This is a genomic window from Curtobacterium sp. MCLR17_031, assembly GCF_003234775.2.
Lineage (GTDB): Bacteria > Actinomycetota > Actinomycetes > Actinomycetales > Microbacteriaceae > Curtobacterium > Curtobacterium flaccumfaciens.
The window spans coordinates 2,113,661-2,128,818 of record NZ_CP126270.1 but is presented as its reverse complement, the minus strand read 5'-3'; the positions used below and the strand labels follow the sequence as shown (position 1 = coordinate 2,128,818).

The 15,158-nt window shown below is 72.6% G+C and carries 17 protein-coding genes; 16 read left to right on the top strand and 1 reads right to left on the bottom strand.

Translation table 11 applies throughout. The annotated features are described in order from the left end of the window. Position 1 precedes the first annotated feature (1 nt). From pyrF to DEI96_RS10120, 5 genes are read left to right on the top strand one after another with little or no spacing between them, the layout of a single operon-like run. The gene (gene pyrF, locus DEI96_RS10140) at positions 2–886 is read left to right on the top strand and encodes an orotidine-5'-phosphate decarboxylase (RefSeq protein ID WP_258372783.1); all 885 of its coding nucleotides are present in this window, start codon (positions 2–4) and stop codon (positions 884–886) included. After that, the gene (gene gmk, locus DEI96_RS10135) at positions 883–1,806 is read left to right on the top strand and encodes a guanylate kinase (RefSeq protein WP_239001435.1); all 924 of its coding nucleotides are present in this window, start codon (positions 883–885) and stop codon (positions 1,804–1,806) included. Before pyrF ends, gmk begins: the two co-directional genes overlap by 4 nt. A gap of 27 nt (positions 1,807–1,833) precedes the next feature. Next, complete coding sequence (gene rpoZ, locus DEI96_RS10130; RefSeq protein ID WP_017887186.1) at positions 1,834–2,097, top strand: DNA-directed RNA polymerase subunit omega; 264 nt, start codon at positions 1,834–1,836, stop codon at positions 2,095–2,097. Positions 2,098–2,102: 5 nt separating this feature from the next. Then, positions 2,103–3,314, top strand: a complete 1,212-nt coding sequence (gene metK / locus DEI96_RS10125) for a methionine adenosyltransferase (protein ID WP_110858970.1) — start codon at positions 2,103–2,105, stop codon at positions 3,312–3,314. 8 nt (positions 3,315–3,322) lie between these two features. Next, complete coding sequence (locus tag DEI96_RS10120) at positions 3,323–5,305, top strand: primosomal protein N' family DNA-binding protein (protein WP_181440515.1); 1,983 nt, start codon at positions 3,323–3,325, stop codon at positions 5,303–5,305. 122 nt (positions 5,306–5,427) lie between these two features. Here DEI96_RS10120 and DEI96_RS10115 read toward each other — a convergent pair whose 3' ends face one another. Then, positions 5,428–5,883 (bottom strand): DUF4383 domain-containing protein, encoded by a 456-nt coding sequence (locus DEI96_RS10115; protein ID WP_111023059.1) that lies wholly within the window; start codon positions 5,881–5,883, stop codon positions 5,428–5,430. A gap of 134 nt (positions 5,884–6,017) precedes the next feature. Between DEI96_RS10115 and fmt the strand changes: the two genes are divergently transcribed. The 11 genes from fmt to DEI96_RS10060 all read left to right on the top strand — a co-directional run bounded on the left by fmt (position 6,018) and on the right by DEI96_RS10060 (position 15,158). Continuing rightward, entirely contained in the window at positions 6,018–6,953 is a 936-nt protein-coding gene (gene fmt / locus DEI96_RS10110) for a methionyl-tRNA formyltransferase (protein ID WP_111023058.1), read from the top strand. Then, positions 6,950–8,518, top strand: a complete 1,569-nt coding sequence (locus DEI96_RS10105; RefSeq protein ID WP_232750155.1) for an RsmB/NOP family class I SAM-dependent RNA methyltransferase — start codon at positions 6,950–6,952, stop codon at positions 8,516–8,518. The genes fmt and DEI96_RS10105 overlap by 4 nt, the downstream gene beginning before the upstream one ends. A gap of 102 nt (positions 8,519–8,620) precedes the next feature. Continuing rightward, complete coding sequence (locus DEI96_RS10100; protein WP_258372782.1) at positions 8,621–9,523, top strand: Abi family protein; 903 nt, start codon at positions 8,621–8,623, stop codon at positions 9,521–9,523. Positions 9,524–9,560: 37 nt separating this feature from the next. Then, positions 9,561–10,220 carry a ribulose-phosphate 3-epimerase gene (gene rpe, locus DEI96_RS10095; RefSeq protein WP_110864565.1) on the top strand — a complete coding sequence of 220 codons (660 nt, stop codon included), beginning with the start codon at positions 9,561–9,563 and terminating at the stop codon, positions 10,218–10,220. A gap of 101 nt (positions 10,221–10,321) precedes the next feature. Then, on the top strand, positions 10,322–10,585 hold the full coding sequence (locus DEI96_RS10090) for a phosphoribosyl-ATP diphosphatase (RefSeq protein ID WP_027465728.1): 264 nt from the start codon (positions 10,322–10,324) through the stop codon (positions 10,583–10,585). Between the two features lie 70 nt (positions 10,586–10,655). After that, positions 10,656–11,495, top strand: a complete 840-nt coding sequence (gene hisG / locus DEI96_RS10085; RefSeq protein WP_071403725.1) for an ATP phosphoribosyltransferase — start codon at positions 10,656–10,658, stop codon at positions 11,493–11,495. A gap of 11 nt (positions 11,496–11,506) precedes the next feature. Continuing rightward, positions 11,507–12,262, top strand: a complete 756-nt coding sequence (gene hisF / locus DEI96_RS10080; RefSeq protein WP_232536485.1) for an imidazole glycerol phosphate synthase subunit HisF — start codon at positions 11,507–11,509, stop codon at positions 12,260–12,262. Positions 12,263–12,287: 25 nt separating this feature from the next. After that, entirely contained in the window at positions 12,288–12,686 is a 399-nt protein-coding gene (gene hisI, locus DEI96_RS10075; RefSeq protein ID WP_111023056.1) for a phosphoribosyl-AMP cyclohydrolase, read from the top strand. Beyond that, a complete protein-coding gene (locus tag DEI96_RS10070; protein ID WP_111023055.1) occupies positions 12,683–14,227 on the top strand; it encodes an anthranilate synthase component I in 1,545 nt (514 codons plus the stop codon). Before hisI ends, DEI96_RS10070 begins: the two co-directional genes overlap by 4 nt. Next, complete coding sequence (locus DEI96_RS10065) at positions 14,224–14,922, top strand: Trp biosynthesis-associated membrane protein (RefSeq protein ID WP_110858960.1); 699 nt, start codon at positions 14,224–14,226, stop codon at positions 14,920–14,922. The genes DEI96_RS10070 and DEI96_RS10065 overlap by 4 nt, the downstream gene beginning before the upstream one ends. Next, entirely contained in the window at positions 14,919–15,158 is a 240-nt protein-coding gene (locus DEI96_RS10060) for an HGxxPAAW family protein (RefSeq protein WP_017887200.1), read from the top strand. The genes DEI96_RS10065 and DEI96_RS10060 overlap by 4 nt, the downstream gene beginning before the upstream one ends.

Here is a 15,158-nt window from a genome sequence, read left to right as displayed (position 1 = left end):
CGTGGCAACGACCCGGTCGGGAGGCCCGGCCTCCTTCGGCGACCGCCTCGCGTCCGCCATGGGGGAGCGTTCACCGCTCTGCGTCGGGATCGACCCCCACGCCGCCACCCTGGCGGCGTGGGGGCTCGCCCGCGACGAGCAGGGCCTGACGGCGTTCGGCGCGACCCTGGTCGACGCGGCCGCCGGCCGCGCGGCGATCGTGAAGCCGCAGGTTGCCTTCTTCGAGGCGGCGGGGGTCGCGGGCTACCGTGCGCTCGACGCGACGATCCGCCGGGCGCGCGATGCGGGCCTCCTGGTCGTCGCCGACGTGAAGCGGGGCGACATCGGCACGACCGGTGACGACTACGCACTGGCGTGGCTCGACCGCGCCGGGCCGTTCGCGGCCGACGCCATGACGGTGTCGCCGTACCTCGGGTACGGCTCGCTCCGGGGCACGATCGACGTCGCGCGCCGGAACGGTGCCGGGGTCTTCGTGCTCGCGGCGACGAGCAACCCCGAGGCCCGTGTGCTGCAGACCGCGGTGCTCGCGGAAGGACCGCGTACCGGCCGGACGGTCGCGGCCGGTATCGTCTTGGACGTGGCAGACGACAACCGGTCCGTGGGCGATCAGGCCCTCGGCGACGTCGGGCTCGTGCTCGGCGCGACCCTTCACCTCGACGACTTCGGCATCGACGCGGACGCGATCGGCACCGCGCCGGTCCTCGCCCCCGGCTTCGGTGCCCAGGGTGCCCGTATCGAGGACCTCCGTGCGCTGTACGGCGCCCGTGCCGAGCAGGTGCTCGTGAGCGAGTCGCGCGGCCTGCTGACCGACGGTCCGGACGGCGTCACGGCGCTCGTCACCGACCGCGCCGACCGCATCCGCACCGCACTGGCGGCGGCAGCGTGACCGACGAGCACGAGGGCCTGCCCGCCCACCGCACCCCGCCAGAGGTGGACCGGGTCGCCGCGGCGAAGGCCGCCGTCGCCGCGCGACGCGCCCGGGCCGCGGTGAAGGCCGCGATCGCGTCGGGGGAGCGCTCGGCACTCGACGTCGCCCGTGCCGCGTGGGACGACTCGCTGGTCGAGACGACCTCGGCGGAACGCTCGCTGCGGGTCCGTGACCTGCTCGTCAGCCTGCCGGGGATCGGCCCCGCACGAGCCGAGGCGATCATGGGGACCCTGCGGATCGCCCCGTCGAAGCGCCTCGGCGGCCTGGGGACCCGGCAGCGGACCGCCCTGGCGGACTGGCTCGCCGCCCGCGGTCGCAAGCGTGGCGCCTCGAAGCTCGTCGTGCTCGCCGGACCCACCGCGGTCGGCAAGGGCACGGTCAGCGCGCACATCCGACAGCACTACCCGGACGTCAACCTCAGCGTCTCCGCCACCACCCGGAAGCCGCGCCCCGGCGAGGTGGACGGCGTGCACTACTACTTCGTGGACGACGACGAGTTCGACCGCATGATCCGCGACCGCGAGCTGCTCGAGTGGGCGACCGTCCACAACTCGTACCGCTACGGCACCCCGCGCCCGCCGATCGACCGCGCGCTCGACGCCGGCGAGAAGGTCATGCTCGAGATCGACCTGCAGGGCGCCCGGCAGGTCCGCGACGCCATGCCCGAGGCGGTGCTCGTGTTCCTGCTGCCCCCGACGTGGGAGGAACTGGTGCGCCGACTCATCGGCCGCGGCACCGAATCCGCGGAGGAACAGGCGCGTCGCCTCGAGACCGCGAAGGTCGAGCTGGCCGCGCAGGACGAGTTCGACGTGCGGATCGTGAACTCCGATGTCGGCACCGCGGCACGTGAGGTCGTAGACTTGTTCTCTGCGCCCTGACGGGTGCACTGACTTCGAGGAGACACCATGGCCAACCCCCAGGGCATCATCGACCCGCCCATCGACGACCTGCTCAGCAAGGTCGAGTCGAAGTACGCGCTCGTCATCTTCGCGTCGAAGCGCGCCCGCCAGATCAACGACTACTACGCCGACCTGCACGAGGGCTCGCTCTTCGACAACGTCGGACCGCTCGTCGACTCGACGATCGACGACAAGCCGCTGTCCGTCGCGCTCCACGAGATCAACGAGGACAAGCTCACCGTCACCAAGCAGCAGCAGCCCACCGACTGATCCCGGTGACTGCAGCTGCTCTCCGCCTCTTCACGTCCGAGTCGGTGACCGAGGGGCACCCCGACAAGATCTGCGACCAGATCTCGGACAGCATCCTCGACGCACTGCTGACGGTCGACCCGAACGCTCGCGTCGCCGTCGAGACGATGGTGACCACCGGGCTCGTGCACGTCGCCGGCGAGGTCACGACCTCCGGCTACGTCGAGATCCCCAAGCTCGTCCGTGACGTCATCACCGGCATCGGCTACAACTCGTCGGACGTCTCGTTCGACGGTGCCACGTGCGGTGTCGAGGTCTCGATCGGCGCGCAGTCGCCGGACATCGCGCAGGGTGTGGACGAGTCGCTCGACTCCCGCACCGGCGCGGTCGACCCACTCGACCGTCAGGGCGCCGGCGACCAGGGCATCATGTTCGGGTTCGCGACGAACGAGACCCCCGAGTACATGCCGGTCGCGATCTGGCTGGCGCACCGTCTGGCCGAGCGCCTGGCCGCGGTCCGGAAGTCGGGTGAGCTGTCGTTCCTGCGCCCGGACGGCAAGACCCAGGTCACCATCGGGTACGACGGCGTCGTCCCGAAGACCGTCGAGACCGTCGTGCTCTCGACGCAGCACTCGCCGAGCGTCACGCTCGACGAGCTCACCGCGGCGATCACCGAGCACGTGATCCGTCCGGTCCTCGACCTGGTCGACCTCGACTCGTCGCACGTCGACGTCATCGTGAACCCGACCGGTCGCTTCGAGATCGGTGGCCCCCAGGGCGACGCCGGGCTCACCGGCCGCAAGGTGATCGTCGACACCTACGGCGGGGCCTCTCGTCACGGTGGCGGCGCGTTCAGCGGCAAGGACCCGTCGAAGGTCGACCGTTCGGCGGCGTACGCGCTGCGCTGGGTCGCCAAAAACGCGGTGGCCGCGGGGCTCGCCGACCGGCTCGAGGTGCAGGTCGCCTACGCGATCGGCCGTGCGAAGCCCGTCGGGCTGTACGTCGAGACCTTCGGCACCGGACACGTCGACGACGCCACGATCGAGGCCGCCATCCGCCAGGTCTTCGACCTGCGTCCGGCCGCGATCATCCGCGACCTCGACCTGCTCCGACCGATCTACGCGCAGACCGCGACCTACGGCCACTTCGGCCGCGAGCTCCCCGGGTTCACGTGGGAGCAGCTCGACCGTGTCGAGGAACTCCGCGCCGCCGCAGGACTCGTCGCCGCGACCGTCTGAAGCACCGCGTGACCACCGTCGCGCGCGTCGTCCTCGACTCGCCACTCCCGCAGTTGGACCGTCTGTTCGACTACCGGGTACCAGCCGAGCTCGAGGACGACTGCGTCGCGGGGGTCCGCGTCAAGGTGCCGCTGCGCACCGGTGCCCGGATGTCCGACGGCTACGTGGTCGAGATCGTCACCGAGGGCGAGTACCCGGGTGAGCTCAGCCAGATCGAGGCCGTGCTCTCCCCGGTGCCCGTCCTGGCGCCGGAGATCTGGACCCTCGCGCGCGCCGTCGCCGACCGTGCCGCGGGTGTCGCCTCGGACGTCCTGCGCCTCGCCGTGCCGCCGCGACAGGTGCGCGCCGAGAAGGCCTGGCTCGCCCGGGACACCGCGTGGTCGCCGCCGCCGGTGACCGCCCCGCCCGTCACCGGCTACGCCGACGGCGTCCTGGAGGCCGTGGTGACGGAGCACGGACGCGCCGCGGTCGCCGCCGTGCCCCAGCCCGTGGCGGTGGGTGACGCGGACGCACCGGTCTGGGTTCCAGGGTGGGCCGCGACGCTCGCCCAGGCCGCCGCACACACGGTGGCGGCCGAGCAGTCCGCGGTGGTCGCTGTGCCGGACTTCCGCGACGTCATCGACCTCGAGCGCGCCCTGCTCGCGGTGCTGCCGCCGGAACGGGTGGTGCGGTTCGACGCCAAGCAGACGAACGGGCAGCGCGCGAAGGCCCTGCTGCAGGCCCGCACGCACCCGGTGGTCGCGATCGGCAACCGCACGGCGATGTACGCGCCGGCGACCGACCTCGGGCTGATCGCGATGTGGGACGACGGCGACGCCTCGTTCATCGAGCAGCGGGCCCCCTACGTGCACACGCGTGACGTGGCCCTGGTGCGGGCCGCCCAGTCCGGGGCCGCGCTGCTGTTCGTCTCACACGCGCGCAGCACCGACGTGCAACGGCTGGTGGAGCTGCACTGGCTGCAGGACGTCGTGCCCTACCGCGTGAAGACGCCGAAGGTCATCCCCACCGTGCAGCAGACCGGGGCCGAGGGGTTCGCCGCACAGGCCCGCATCCCGAGCTCCGCCTGGCGTGCCGCGCGCGAGGCCAGCCAGCACGGTGCCGTCCTGGTGCAGGTCGCGAGCCCGGGCTTCGGTACGGGGCTGGTCTGCGCCGAGTGCGGCGAACGCGCGCACTGCCGGGTCTGCGGGGGGCCGCTCGGCAGCCCGCACCGCGGCGCCACGCCCCAGTGCCGCTTCTGCGGCGCCCTGGCCGTCGGGTTCCGCTGCCCGACGTGCGGCAACGGCACCGTGAAGCCGGTCGGCCAGGGGGCACAGCGCACCGCGGAGGAGCTCGGGCGGGCGTTCCCCGGCACCCGGATCATCGTCGCGGACGGCTCCCGCCCGCTCGACGAGGTTCCCGCCAAGCCATCGGTCGTCGTCGCCACCCGTGGGGCCGAGCCGTCGGTGCCGGGCGGGTACGCCTGCGTGCTGCTGCTCGACGGCGAGAAGATGCTCGCCCGCGAAGGACTGCGGGTGCAGGAGGACGTGCTGCGCTTCTGGACGAACGCCGCCGCGAAGTCGGCCCCCGGTGCCGAGGTGTACCTGGTCGGGATCGGCGGTCGGCTGGCGTCGGCGATGGCCCTGTGGCGGCTCGACGGTCCCGCGCACGACGAGCTCACCGACCGCCGCGAACTGCACTTCCCGCCGGCGGTGCGGGTGGCGACGATGACCGGCACCGACGAGGCCGTCACCGCTGCGGTCGAGGCCCTCGGCGACGCTGTCGTCGGTCCGGTGCTCGGCCCGGTCCCGGTCGAGGACGACGCCCTGCCGGGCACGGTCCGGGCCATCGTGCGGTTCCCGTACGCGCACGGGGCCGAGGTCGCCGCGACGCTCAAGGCCGAGGTGATCCGGCGCTCGTCGACCCGGCGGGTGCTCAAGGGCGGCAACCGCCGACGGGCCGCTCCGACGCTGCGGGTGCGGTTGGACGACGCGGAACCGTTCTCCGAGGTCTGACCGCGCCCGCCCCGGGTGGGCCCGATTGCTGCACGACGCAGAACGACACCGTCGACGTCGTGCGACGTCGGCGGTGTCGTTCGGGGTCTGCCGCCGGGTGGCGCCAGGCAGGTGCGGCTCGGTCAGGCGTTGGCGGGCCGGCGACGCTCGCGCGGCAGCACGACGCCGAGGGCGACCATGCCGATGGCGAGGACGAGGTGCAGCCAGTTGTCGGCGTTGTTCAGCGGGACGAAGTTCGCACCCGAGCTGTGGCCGGCGGTGAACAGGCCGTAGATCCACAGCACGAAGTAGACGATCCCGCCGAGCACCAGGTACATCCGCGAGCCGGAGGCGCGGTTGGCGGCGAGCAGTCCGACGACGCCGAACAGCAGGTGCACGATGTTGTGCAGCACGGACACCTGGAAGATGCCGAGCAGCATGCCCATCGACTCGTGTCCGGCCCCGGCCAGGTCGCCGGTCGTGATGCCGGGGACGAACCCGGCGTTCCCGACGAGCAGGAACACGATGCCGACCACGAGGGCGGCCTTCTGGACGGACGAACCGGCGTAGCGGTTGGTGGCGGTGGTGACGTCACTCATGGTGGTTCCTTTCCTGATGTGCCCCAGACGGTACGCAGCCGATGCTCTGCTGTCCCCAAGGTGAGCCGGAACGCGCACCGTGGCGCTGGCGACCGGGCACGGCGCAGTGGCTCGCGCGTGGGAGGATCGAACCCATGCGTCTCGTCGTCGCCGGCAGCCCCGCTGCGGCCGTCCCCACCCTCCGCCGTCTGGCGGCGTCCGACCACGAGATCGTCGCGGTGCTCACGCGGCCGGCCACCCCGCAGGGCCGCAAGCGCGTCCTCACGCCGACCCCGGTGGCCGTCGTCGCCGCGGAGCTCGGCCTGCCGGTCATCGAGGCCTCGCGTGTCGACGACGCCGTCACCGCCCGGATCGCGGACCTCGACGTCGACCTCGGCGTGATCGTCGCCTACGGCGCACTGCTCCGCCGCCCGGCGCTCGACGCCCCGCGGCACGGGTGGATCAACCTGCACTTCTCCGACCTGCCGGCGTACCGCGGTGCGGCTCCCGTGCAGCGTGCGGTGATGGCCGGCGACACCCGGACCGCCGCCACGGTCTTCCAGCTGGTCGAGGCGCTCGACGCCGGCCCGGTCTACGCCGCCCTGCCCTTCGAGATCGACCCCGAGGCGACTTCGGGTGAGGTCCTCGCCGCGATGGCCGAGGTCGGCGCTGACGTGGTGGCGGACGTCGTGGACGCCATCGCCGCCGGCACCGCCGTCGCGACCGAGCAGTCCGGCGAGCCCACGCTCGCCCCGAAGCTCACGATCGACGACGGCCGCATCGACTTCGCCGCGCCCGCCGCCGCCGTGCACGCGCGGCTGCGCGGGGTCACGCCCGAGCCCGGCGCGTACGCCCACCTGGGCGAGACCCGCGTGAAGCTGCTCCGCAGCACGCTCCGGCCAGGAGGCACGCAGGACCCCGCCCCGTCGCTCGCGCCGGGTGCGCTCGCACTCCACGGCGGTCGGCTGCTGGTCGGGACCGCCGACACCCCGCTGGTGCTGCTCGAGGTGCAGCCGGCGGGCAAGAAGGCGATGGACGCCGCCGCCTGGGCCCGTGGCCTCGGCGAACTGGACGGGAAGGTCCTCGCATGAGCCCCCAGACGAAGCCCCAGGGCGCCCGCCGCGGCCCGCGTCCGGCGAGTGCCCGCCGCGTCGCGTTCGACGTGCTCCGCGCCGTGCAGGTCGACGACGCCTACGCGAACCTGCTGCTGCCGACGCGCATCCGCCGCGCCGGGCTCACCGCCCGCGACGCCGGGTTCGCGACCGAGCTCACCTACGGGTCGATCCGGATGCTCGGCCGCTACGACGTCATCATCGCGCTGGCATCCGGTCGCCGGGCCGAGAACATCGAGGCGGACGTCCTCGACGTGATGCGTCTCGGTGCGCACCAGCTGCTCGCCATGCGCACGCCGACGCACGCCGCCGTCGACGCCACGGTCGAGCTCGCCCGCGAGGTCGGTGCCCGCCGCGCGACCGGGTTCGTGAACGCCGTGATGCGCAAGATCGCTGCCCGCACCGATCAGGAGTGGGACGCCCTGATCACCGAGGGCCGCGCCGGGGACGCCCTGCTCGCCACCCGCTGGTCGCACCCGGTCTGGGTCGTCTCGGCGCTCCGCGACGCCCTGGCCGCCGAACGCTCCCGCGACGAGCTCGCCGCCCTGCTCGCCGCCGACAACGCCGCACCCCGGGTGCAGCTCGCCGCTCTTCCCGGACTCGCCACCGACGAGGACATCGCCACCGCGACCGCCCGCACCGCCCCGGACGACGACACCGATGCCGCGTTCGCCGACGCGACCGGTGCGGACGACGTGCCTGCGGCCCTGGTGCCCGCCGACGACGAACCGGAGGCCGACGGCGCGACCGGCACCGTGCCTCCCGTCCGGGCCGACGAGCCCGTCGTGCAGGCGGACGCCGCGCCGGTGTCGCCCGTCGGTATCCGCGGCATCAGCGGCGACCCGGCGCGCGTGCCGGGCGTCGCCGCCGGACGCCTGCGCGTGCAGGACGAGGGGTCGCAGCTCGCCGCGCTGGCGCTGAGCCGATCGTCGGACGTGCGCGCGGGGGAGCGGTGGCTCGACATGTGCGCCGGCCCCGGAGGCAAGGCCGCGCTGCTCGCCGCCGAGGCGCAGCAGGGCGGGGCGACCCTGGTCGCCAACGAGCTCGTGCCCGCCCGCGCCGGACTCGTGCGGAACGCGCTCGGTGTGTTCGGTGACCACGTGCGGGTCGTCGAGGGTGACGCCCGTCGGTACGGACGCGACGGCACCGGGATGACCTTCGACCGCATCCTGCTCGACGCCCCGTGCACCGGGCTCGGCGCGCTGCGTCGCCGACCGGAAGCCCGCTGGCGGAAGCTCCCCGAGGACGTCGAGGAGCTCGCTGCCCTGCAGACCGAACTGCTCGACGCCGCCGTCCGGGTCCTGGCGCCGGGCGGGACCCTGGCGTACGTGACGTGCTCGCCGCACCTGGCCGAGACCCGCGGGCAGGTCGACGCGCTGATGGGGCGGCACGGCGACCGGCTCGAGCAGCTCGACACCGCCACGATCGTCCGCGGTGTCGCCGCACGTGACCCCGAGATCGCCGACGGCGCCACGGCGCAGCTGTGGCCGCACCGGATCGGGACGGACGCGATGTTCATCGCGCTGTTCCGTCGCGTCGACTGAGGCGGTTGCTCCACCGGAACTCTTCTGATATGTTGGTTCCACAAGACCGGTTCCGCCTGCGAAAGCAGGTCCAGGGCCGGTCCTCTTCGTGTGAGGGGTGCGTTGAGCGAGGTCAAGGCGTTCCGGTCGACCAGACAACAGGTCGCGTTGCTCGAGGCCCGCGGGATGGACGTCGGAGACCACGACGCCGCGGTCGAACTGCTGCGACGGGTCAGCTACTACCGACTCAGCGGGTACTGGTACTCGTTCCGTCGTCTGCGATCCGGGCACCGGAGCGACGACTTCGCGGCGGGCACTCGTCTCGCTGACGTGGTCTCCCTCTACGACTTTGACGCCCGCCTCCGGACGACGGTCTTCGACGCGATCGCGCCGATCGAACTCGCCGTCCGAGCCGCACTCGGCCATGAACTGGGGCGGCTCGATCCGTGTGCCCACCTGGAACCGGCGCTGCTCGGCGTGCTCGCCCGGTCGGGTGACCAGTACGCCGACTGGCGCCGTCGCCACGACCGTGAGGTCGGGCGGTCCCGAGAGGACTTCGTGGAGCACCACCGGCTCGCCTACGGCGGGACCCTGCCCGTGTGGGCCGCCGTCGAGCTCATGGACTGGGGGAGTCTGAGCCGCCTCTTCGGGTTCGCACCGCCGATGGTGCAGACCGAGGTCGCTGGAGCGTTCGGGCTGAGGCCGCCGCAGTTCTCCTCGTGGCTCCGTGCGCTGAACGTCGTCCGAAACGCCTGTGCCCATCACGGGCGGTTGTTCAACCGGGTGTACCCGAAACGCCCCCGCCTGCCGCGCGGAGGGACGCACGACGGACTCGACCTCGCCGCGCACGCGATGAACCGGACCTACGGCCAGCTGACGCTGGTGCAGTACCTCCGCCAAGCCAGCGGCATCGGGCCATCCCGGCTGCTCGTCGGAACGATGGTCGCCTACCCGCCGATCGCGCTGGTCCCCTTCGAGCAGACGGGGGCGCCAGTGGACTGGAACGCGACGTCGCTGTGGCGATGACCGCGGGCCTCCAGTGGCACGCCGGTAGGCTTGCCCGGTGACGATCCGCATCTCGCCGAGCATCCTGTCCGCCGACTTCGCGAACCTCGAACGCGAACTCCAGCGCATCGAGACCGCCGACCTGGTGCACGTCGACGTGATGGACAACCACTTCGTGCCGAACCTGACGCTCGGGCTGCCGATCGTGCAGCGCCTGCAGCAGGTGTCGCCGGTGCCGCTCGACGTGCACCTGATGATCACCGATGCCGACCGCAACGCGCCGAAGTACGCCGAGACCGGTGCATCGAGCGTCACGTTCCACTTCGAGGCAGCCGACGACCCCGTGGCGACCGCAGCCGCGATCCGGTCGAACGGTGCCCGCGCGGCCGTCGCCGTGAAGCCCGGCACCCCGATCACGCAGGTGCTGCACCACCTCGACGCCTACGACATGATCCTGCTGATGACCGTCGAGCCCGGGTTCGGCGGCCAGTCCTTCATGCCGTCCGTGATGCCGAAGCTCGCCGACGCCCGCGCCGCCGTCGACGCGTCCGGGCTCGACGTGTGGCTCGAGGTGGACGGCGGGATCGCCGTGGACACCGTGCCCGAGGCCGTGCGGAGCGGTGCCGACACGCTGGTCGCGGGCTCCGCGGTGTACGGCGGCGAACCCGCCGCGCGCATCGCCGACCTGCGCGAGGCTGCCGCTCGGGCACGCTCGTGACCGGGGGAACGCCGGCCGGTACCGGCGTGAGCGAGGCGACCACCGCCTCCCGTCCGGACGGTGCGTCGGCAGCGTCAGCGGAGACCGGTAGCCTGGACCCTGTGAAGACGTTCGACGACCTGTTCCAGGAGCTCACCGAGAAGGCGCGCACGCGCCCCGAGGGCTCCGGCACCGTCGCCGAACTGGACGCCGGCGTGCACCAGATCGGCAAGAAGATCGTGGAAGAAGCCGCCGAGGTCTGGATGGCGGCCGAGTACGAGGGCGACGAGCGCACCTCGGAGGAGATCTCGCAGCTGATCTACCACCTCCAGGTCCTCATGGTCGCCAAGGGGCTCACCCCGGCGGACGTCTGGCGACATCTGTAGGACGCGCTCGGGCACCAGCCCGCGCACCGACCTCGATCCGCCACGACCCCGACCAGAAAGCAGACCCCTGATGCTCCGCATCGCCGTGCCCAACAAGGGCTCCCTGTCCGAGACCGCGTCCGACATGCTGCGGGAGGCCGGGTACGCCGGCCGCCGCGACCCGAAGGCGCTGCACCTGCTCGACGAGCGCAACGGCGTCGAGTTCTTCTTCCTCCGCCCGCGGGACATCGCCACGTACGTGGGGTCCGGCGCGCTCGACGTCGGCATCACCGGCCGCGACCTGCTGCTCGACTCCGGGTCCGAGGCGCACGAGGTCGACGCGCTCGGCTTCGCCGACTCCACCTTCCGGTTCGCCGGCACGCCCGGTCGGTTCGGCTCGCTGCAGGACCTCGACGGCGTCCGGGTCGCCACGAGCTACCCCGGCCTGGTCGGGGCCTTCCTCGCCGAGCACGGGGTCAGCTCCACGCTCGTGAAGCTCGACGGCGCCGTCGAGAGCGCCGTGCGGCTCGGGGTCGCCGACGCCGTGGCCGACGTCGTGTCGACGGGCAGCACGCTCCGGCAGGCGGGCCTCGAGATCTTCGGCCCGGTGATCCTCGAGTCGACCGCGGTGCTCGTCTCCACCGACGAGACCATCCCGGGCATCGACGTGCTCCGCCGACGCCTGCAGGGCGTCCTCGTCGCCCGTGGCTACGTGATGCTCGACTACGACGTCCCCACGGCCCTGCTCGAGCAGGCGACCGCGGTGGCGTCCGGCATCGAGTCGCCCACGGTCTCACCGCTGCACGACCGCGACTGGGCGGCGGTCCGCGTGATGATCCCGCGCGACGACGCGAACCTCATCATGGACGCGCTCTACGACCTCGGCGCCCGGGCGATCCTCGTCAGCCCGATCCACGCCGCACGCCTGTGACCCCCGGTGGCGTGTCGGTCCGGGTCATCCCGTGCCTCGACGTCAAGGGCGGCCGCGTCGTCAAGGGCGTGAACTTCCTGGACCTGCAGGACGCCGGTGATCCCGTGGAGCTCGCGGCTCGGTACTACGAGCAGGGTGCCGACGAGCTGACCTTCCTGGACGTCGGTGCCACGGTCGAGAACCGGGCGACGATGTACGACACCGTGACCCGGACGGCCGAGCAGGTCTTCATCCCGCTCACCGTCGGCGGCGGGGTGCGCAGCGTCGACGACGTCTCGCGGCTGCAGCAGTGCGGCGCGGACAAGATCGGCGTGAACAGCGCAGCGATCGCCCGGCACGAGCTCATCGGTGAGATCGCCGACCGGTTCGGTGCCCAGGCCGTCGTGCTGTCGCTCGACGTCAAGCGGTCCGACCGGATGCCCTCGGGCTTCGTGGTCACCACCCACGGCGGGCGGACCGAGTCCGACCTCGACGCCATCGCGTGGGCACGCGAGGCCGTCGAGCGCGGCGCGGGGGAGCTGCTCGTCAACTCCATCGACGCCGACGGCACGAAGAACGGGTTCGACCTCGAACTCGTGGCCGCGGTGCGCGCCGTCTCGTCGGTCCCGGTGATCGCCTCGGGAGGCGCGGGTCGCGTCGAGCACTTCGCCCCGGCCGTCGACGCGGGTGCGGATGCAGTCCTCGCCGCCAGCGTCTTCCACCGTGGCGAGATGACCGTGGGGGACGTCAAGGCCGCGCTCCGCGCGACCGGTCACGCCGTCCGCTGATCCGCCGCCGTAGGCTAGGAGCCTCATGACCGACAGCACCAGCACCGACACCGAGGCGGTCCTCGACCGCGCACACTTCGGTGCGGACGGCCTGCTCCCCGCCATCGTGCAGGAGGAATCGTCGAAGGACGTCCTCATGCTCGGCTACATGGACCGGGAAGCCCTCCGCCGCACCCTCACCGAAGGCCGTGTGACCTTCTGGTCGCGGTCGCGGAACGAGTACTGGCGGAAGGGCGACACGTCGGGACACGCCCAGTACGTCCGTGGTGCCGCGCTGGACTGCGACGACGACACGCTCCTCGTCACGGTGCAGCAGGTCGGGGCGGCGTGCCACACCGGTGCGCACCGGTGCTTCGACGTCGACCCGCTCGCGCCCGTGACCACGTCCGCCCCGGCGGACGCGGCCGTGGAGCCGACCCGATGACCACCGCGACGATCTCCGAGACCCCGCACACGACCTCCCGACCGGAGTTCGACGGCCTGCTCGGCGACCACCGAGTCCTGCCGGTCGTCCGCGCGCTGTACGGCGACAGCGAGACGCCGGTCGGCGTCTACCGCAAGCTCGCCGACGGCCGCCCCGGGTCCTTCCTGCTCGAGTCCGCCGGCCAGGGTGGCCTGTGGTCGCGCTGGTCGTTCGTCGGCGTGCGGAGCTTCGGCGTCCTCACCCAGGACGGCGACCGTGCGGCCTGGATCGACACCGGCATCGACGCCGAGCGCGCCGTCGGGTCGCTCGACGGCGCCCCGCTCGAGGTCCTGGCGCGGTTGCACGAGCGCTGGGCGACGCCCCGCGTGCCCGGCTCGCCGCCGCTCGTCGGCGGCACCGTCGGCTTCATCGGGTGGGAGGCCGTGCGCCAGCTCGAGCACCTGCCGAACGTGCCGCCGGCCGACTTCGACGTCCCCGGACAGGCGCTGTCCTTCGTCTCCGAACTCGCCGCGCTCGACCACCGCACCGGTCTCGTGCTGCTCGTCGCGAGCGTGCTGAACGACGGCACCGACGACGCGGACACGCTCTGGGCGGACGCGCAGCAGCGACTCGATCGCATGCAGGCCGACCTGGTGCAGCCGAGCATCGCGACCGTGGCCGAGGCCTTCGAGATCGCCGAGCCGACCCCCACCCACCGCACGAGCCCGGCCGACTACATGGCGGCCGTCGAGCGCTCGAAGGACTTCATCCGCGACGGTGACGTGTTCCAGGTCGTCATCTCGCAGCGGTTCGACCACGAGGTCACGGCCGACCCGCTCGACGTCTACCGGGTGCTCCGGACGCTGAACCCGAGCCCGTACATGTACTTCCTCGCCCTCGCGGACACCGCCGACGAGCGGTTCTGGATCGTCGGCGCATCGCCGGAGGCGCTGGTGAAGGTGCAGGGCGACCGCGCCATCACGCACCCGATCGCCGGGTCCCGCCCCCGTGGTGCGACCCCGGAAGCGGACGTCAACCTCGGCGAGGACCTGCTCGGCGACCCGAAGGAGCGCGCCGAGCACCTGATGCTCGTCGACCTGGCCCGCAACGACCTGCAGAAGGTGTGCGAGCCCGGCACCGTCAGCGTCACCGAGTTCATGACCGTCGAACGGTTCAGCCACATCATGCACCTGGTGTCGAGCGTCGAGGGGCGGGTGCGTCCCGACGCCTCGGCGATCGACGTGTTCCGCGCGACGTTCCCGGCCGGCACGCTCTCGGGTGCGCCGAAGCCGCGTGCGCTGCAGATCATCGACGAGCTCGAACCGGCGAAGCGCGGTGCGTACGCCGGTGTCGTCGGCTACTTCGACTTCGCCGGTGACGCCGACCTGGCGATCGCGATCCGCACCGCCCTGATCAAGGACGGCATCGCCCGCGTGCAGGCCGGGGCCGGACTCGTGGCGGACTCCGACCCGGAGACCGAGCACGTCGAGGCGGTCAACAAGGCCGCTGCCCCACTGCGTGCCGTCGCCACCGCCAACCGGATGCGCGAGGTCCGCTCGTGAAGCGTTCTCGTCCGATCGTCGTCGTCGCCGGGCTCCTGGTCGCCGGCGTCATCATGCTCGCCTGGACCCAGACCTGGTTCACCGTCCGCCTGCACGCGGGTGCCGCCGTCACCTCGACGGTCTCGGCCGACGGGGCGGCGGTCGTGCCGCAGTACACCGCGCTGGCGATCGCGAGCCTCGCGCTCTTCCTGGCGATGACCATCGCGGGGCGGGTGCTGCGCATCGTGCTCGCCGCCGTCGAGATCCTGCTCGGCCTCGGTGTGGTCGTCAGCGGCATCACCGCCCTCGGCGACCCGATCGCCGCTGCACGCGGTGCCGTCGGCGAGGTCGCCGGGGTCAGTGACCTCGGCGCCGTCCGCGGTGTCGTGTCGAGCGTCTCCGTGAGCCCGTGGCCCGCCGTCGGGATCGCGGGCGGCGTGCTCGCCGTGCTGCTCGGCGTGGTCGTCATCGTGGTCCAGCGGGCCTGGCCCGGCCCGAGCCGGAAGTACGGTGCCGCCACCGCCGGAGCAGCCGCAGCAGCACGTGCAGCAGCACCCGTCCAGCGCGACGCGGTCGTCGACTGGGACGACCTGAGCGCGGGCGTGGACCCGACCACCGCCGACGGCGCGGGCGCGGGGGCGCCGAGTGACGACACGGTAGGATCGACAGGGCGTCGCTCGACCGACGACGCCGGAGCAGAACGAGGAGCACCGTGAGCAACACTGAGCCCGCAGAACTCGGCGAAGGCCACTCGCCGGCCGCCTGGACCGCCGTCGTGATCATGCTGATCGGATTCGCGGCAGGCACGCTGTTCTTCTGGTTCGACCAGCCGTGGGGCGTCTGGGCCTCCGCTGGCGTCGTCCTCATCGGCCTCATCGTCGGTGGCGTGATGAAGAAGGCCGGCTACGGCGTCGACGGTCCGAAGTTCGTCCCCAAGCACCACGGCGAGTAG

Excerpts from the sequence above, each read along its gene's own strand:
- DEI96_RS10115 (WP_111023059.1), bottom strand. The coding sequence starts at position 5,883 with ATGAGTGACGTCACCACCGCCACCAACCGCTACGCCGGTTCGTCCGTC.
- DEI96_RS10105 (WP_232750155.1), top strand. The coding sequence starts at position 6,950 with ATGAGCCCCCAGACGAAGCCCCAGGGCGCCCGCCGCGGCCCGCGTCCG.
- hisG (WP_071403725.1), top strand. The coding sequence starts at position 10,656 with ATGCTCCGCATCGCCGTGCCCAACAAGGGCTCCCTGTCCGAGACCGCG.
- hisI (WP_111023056.1), top strand. The coding sequence starts at position 12,288 with ATGACCGACAGCACCAGCACCGACACCGAGGCGGTCCTCGACCGCGCA.
- fmt (WP_111023058.1), top strand. The coding sequence starts at position 6,018 with ATGCGTCTCGTCGTCGCCGGCAGCCCCGCTGCGGCCGTCCCCACCCTC.
- rpoZ (WP_017887186.1), top strand. The coding sequence starts at position 1,834 with ATGGCCAACCCCCAGGGCATCATCGACCCGCCCATCGACGACCTGCTC.
- DEI96_RS10070 (WP_111023055.1), top strand. The coding sequence starts at position 12,683 with ATGACCACCGCGACGATCTCCGAGACCCCGCACACGACCTCCCGACCG.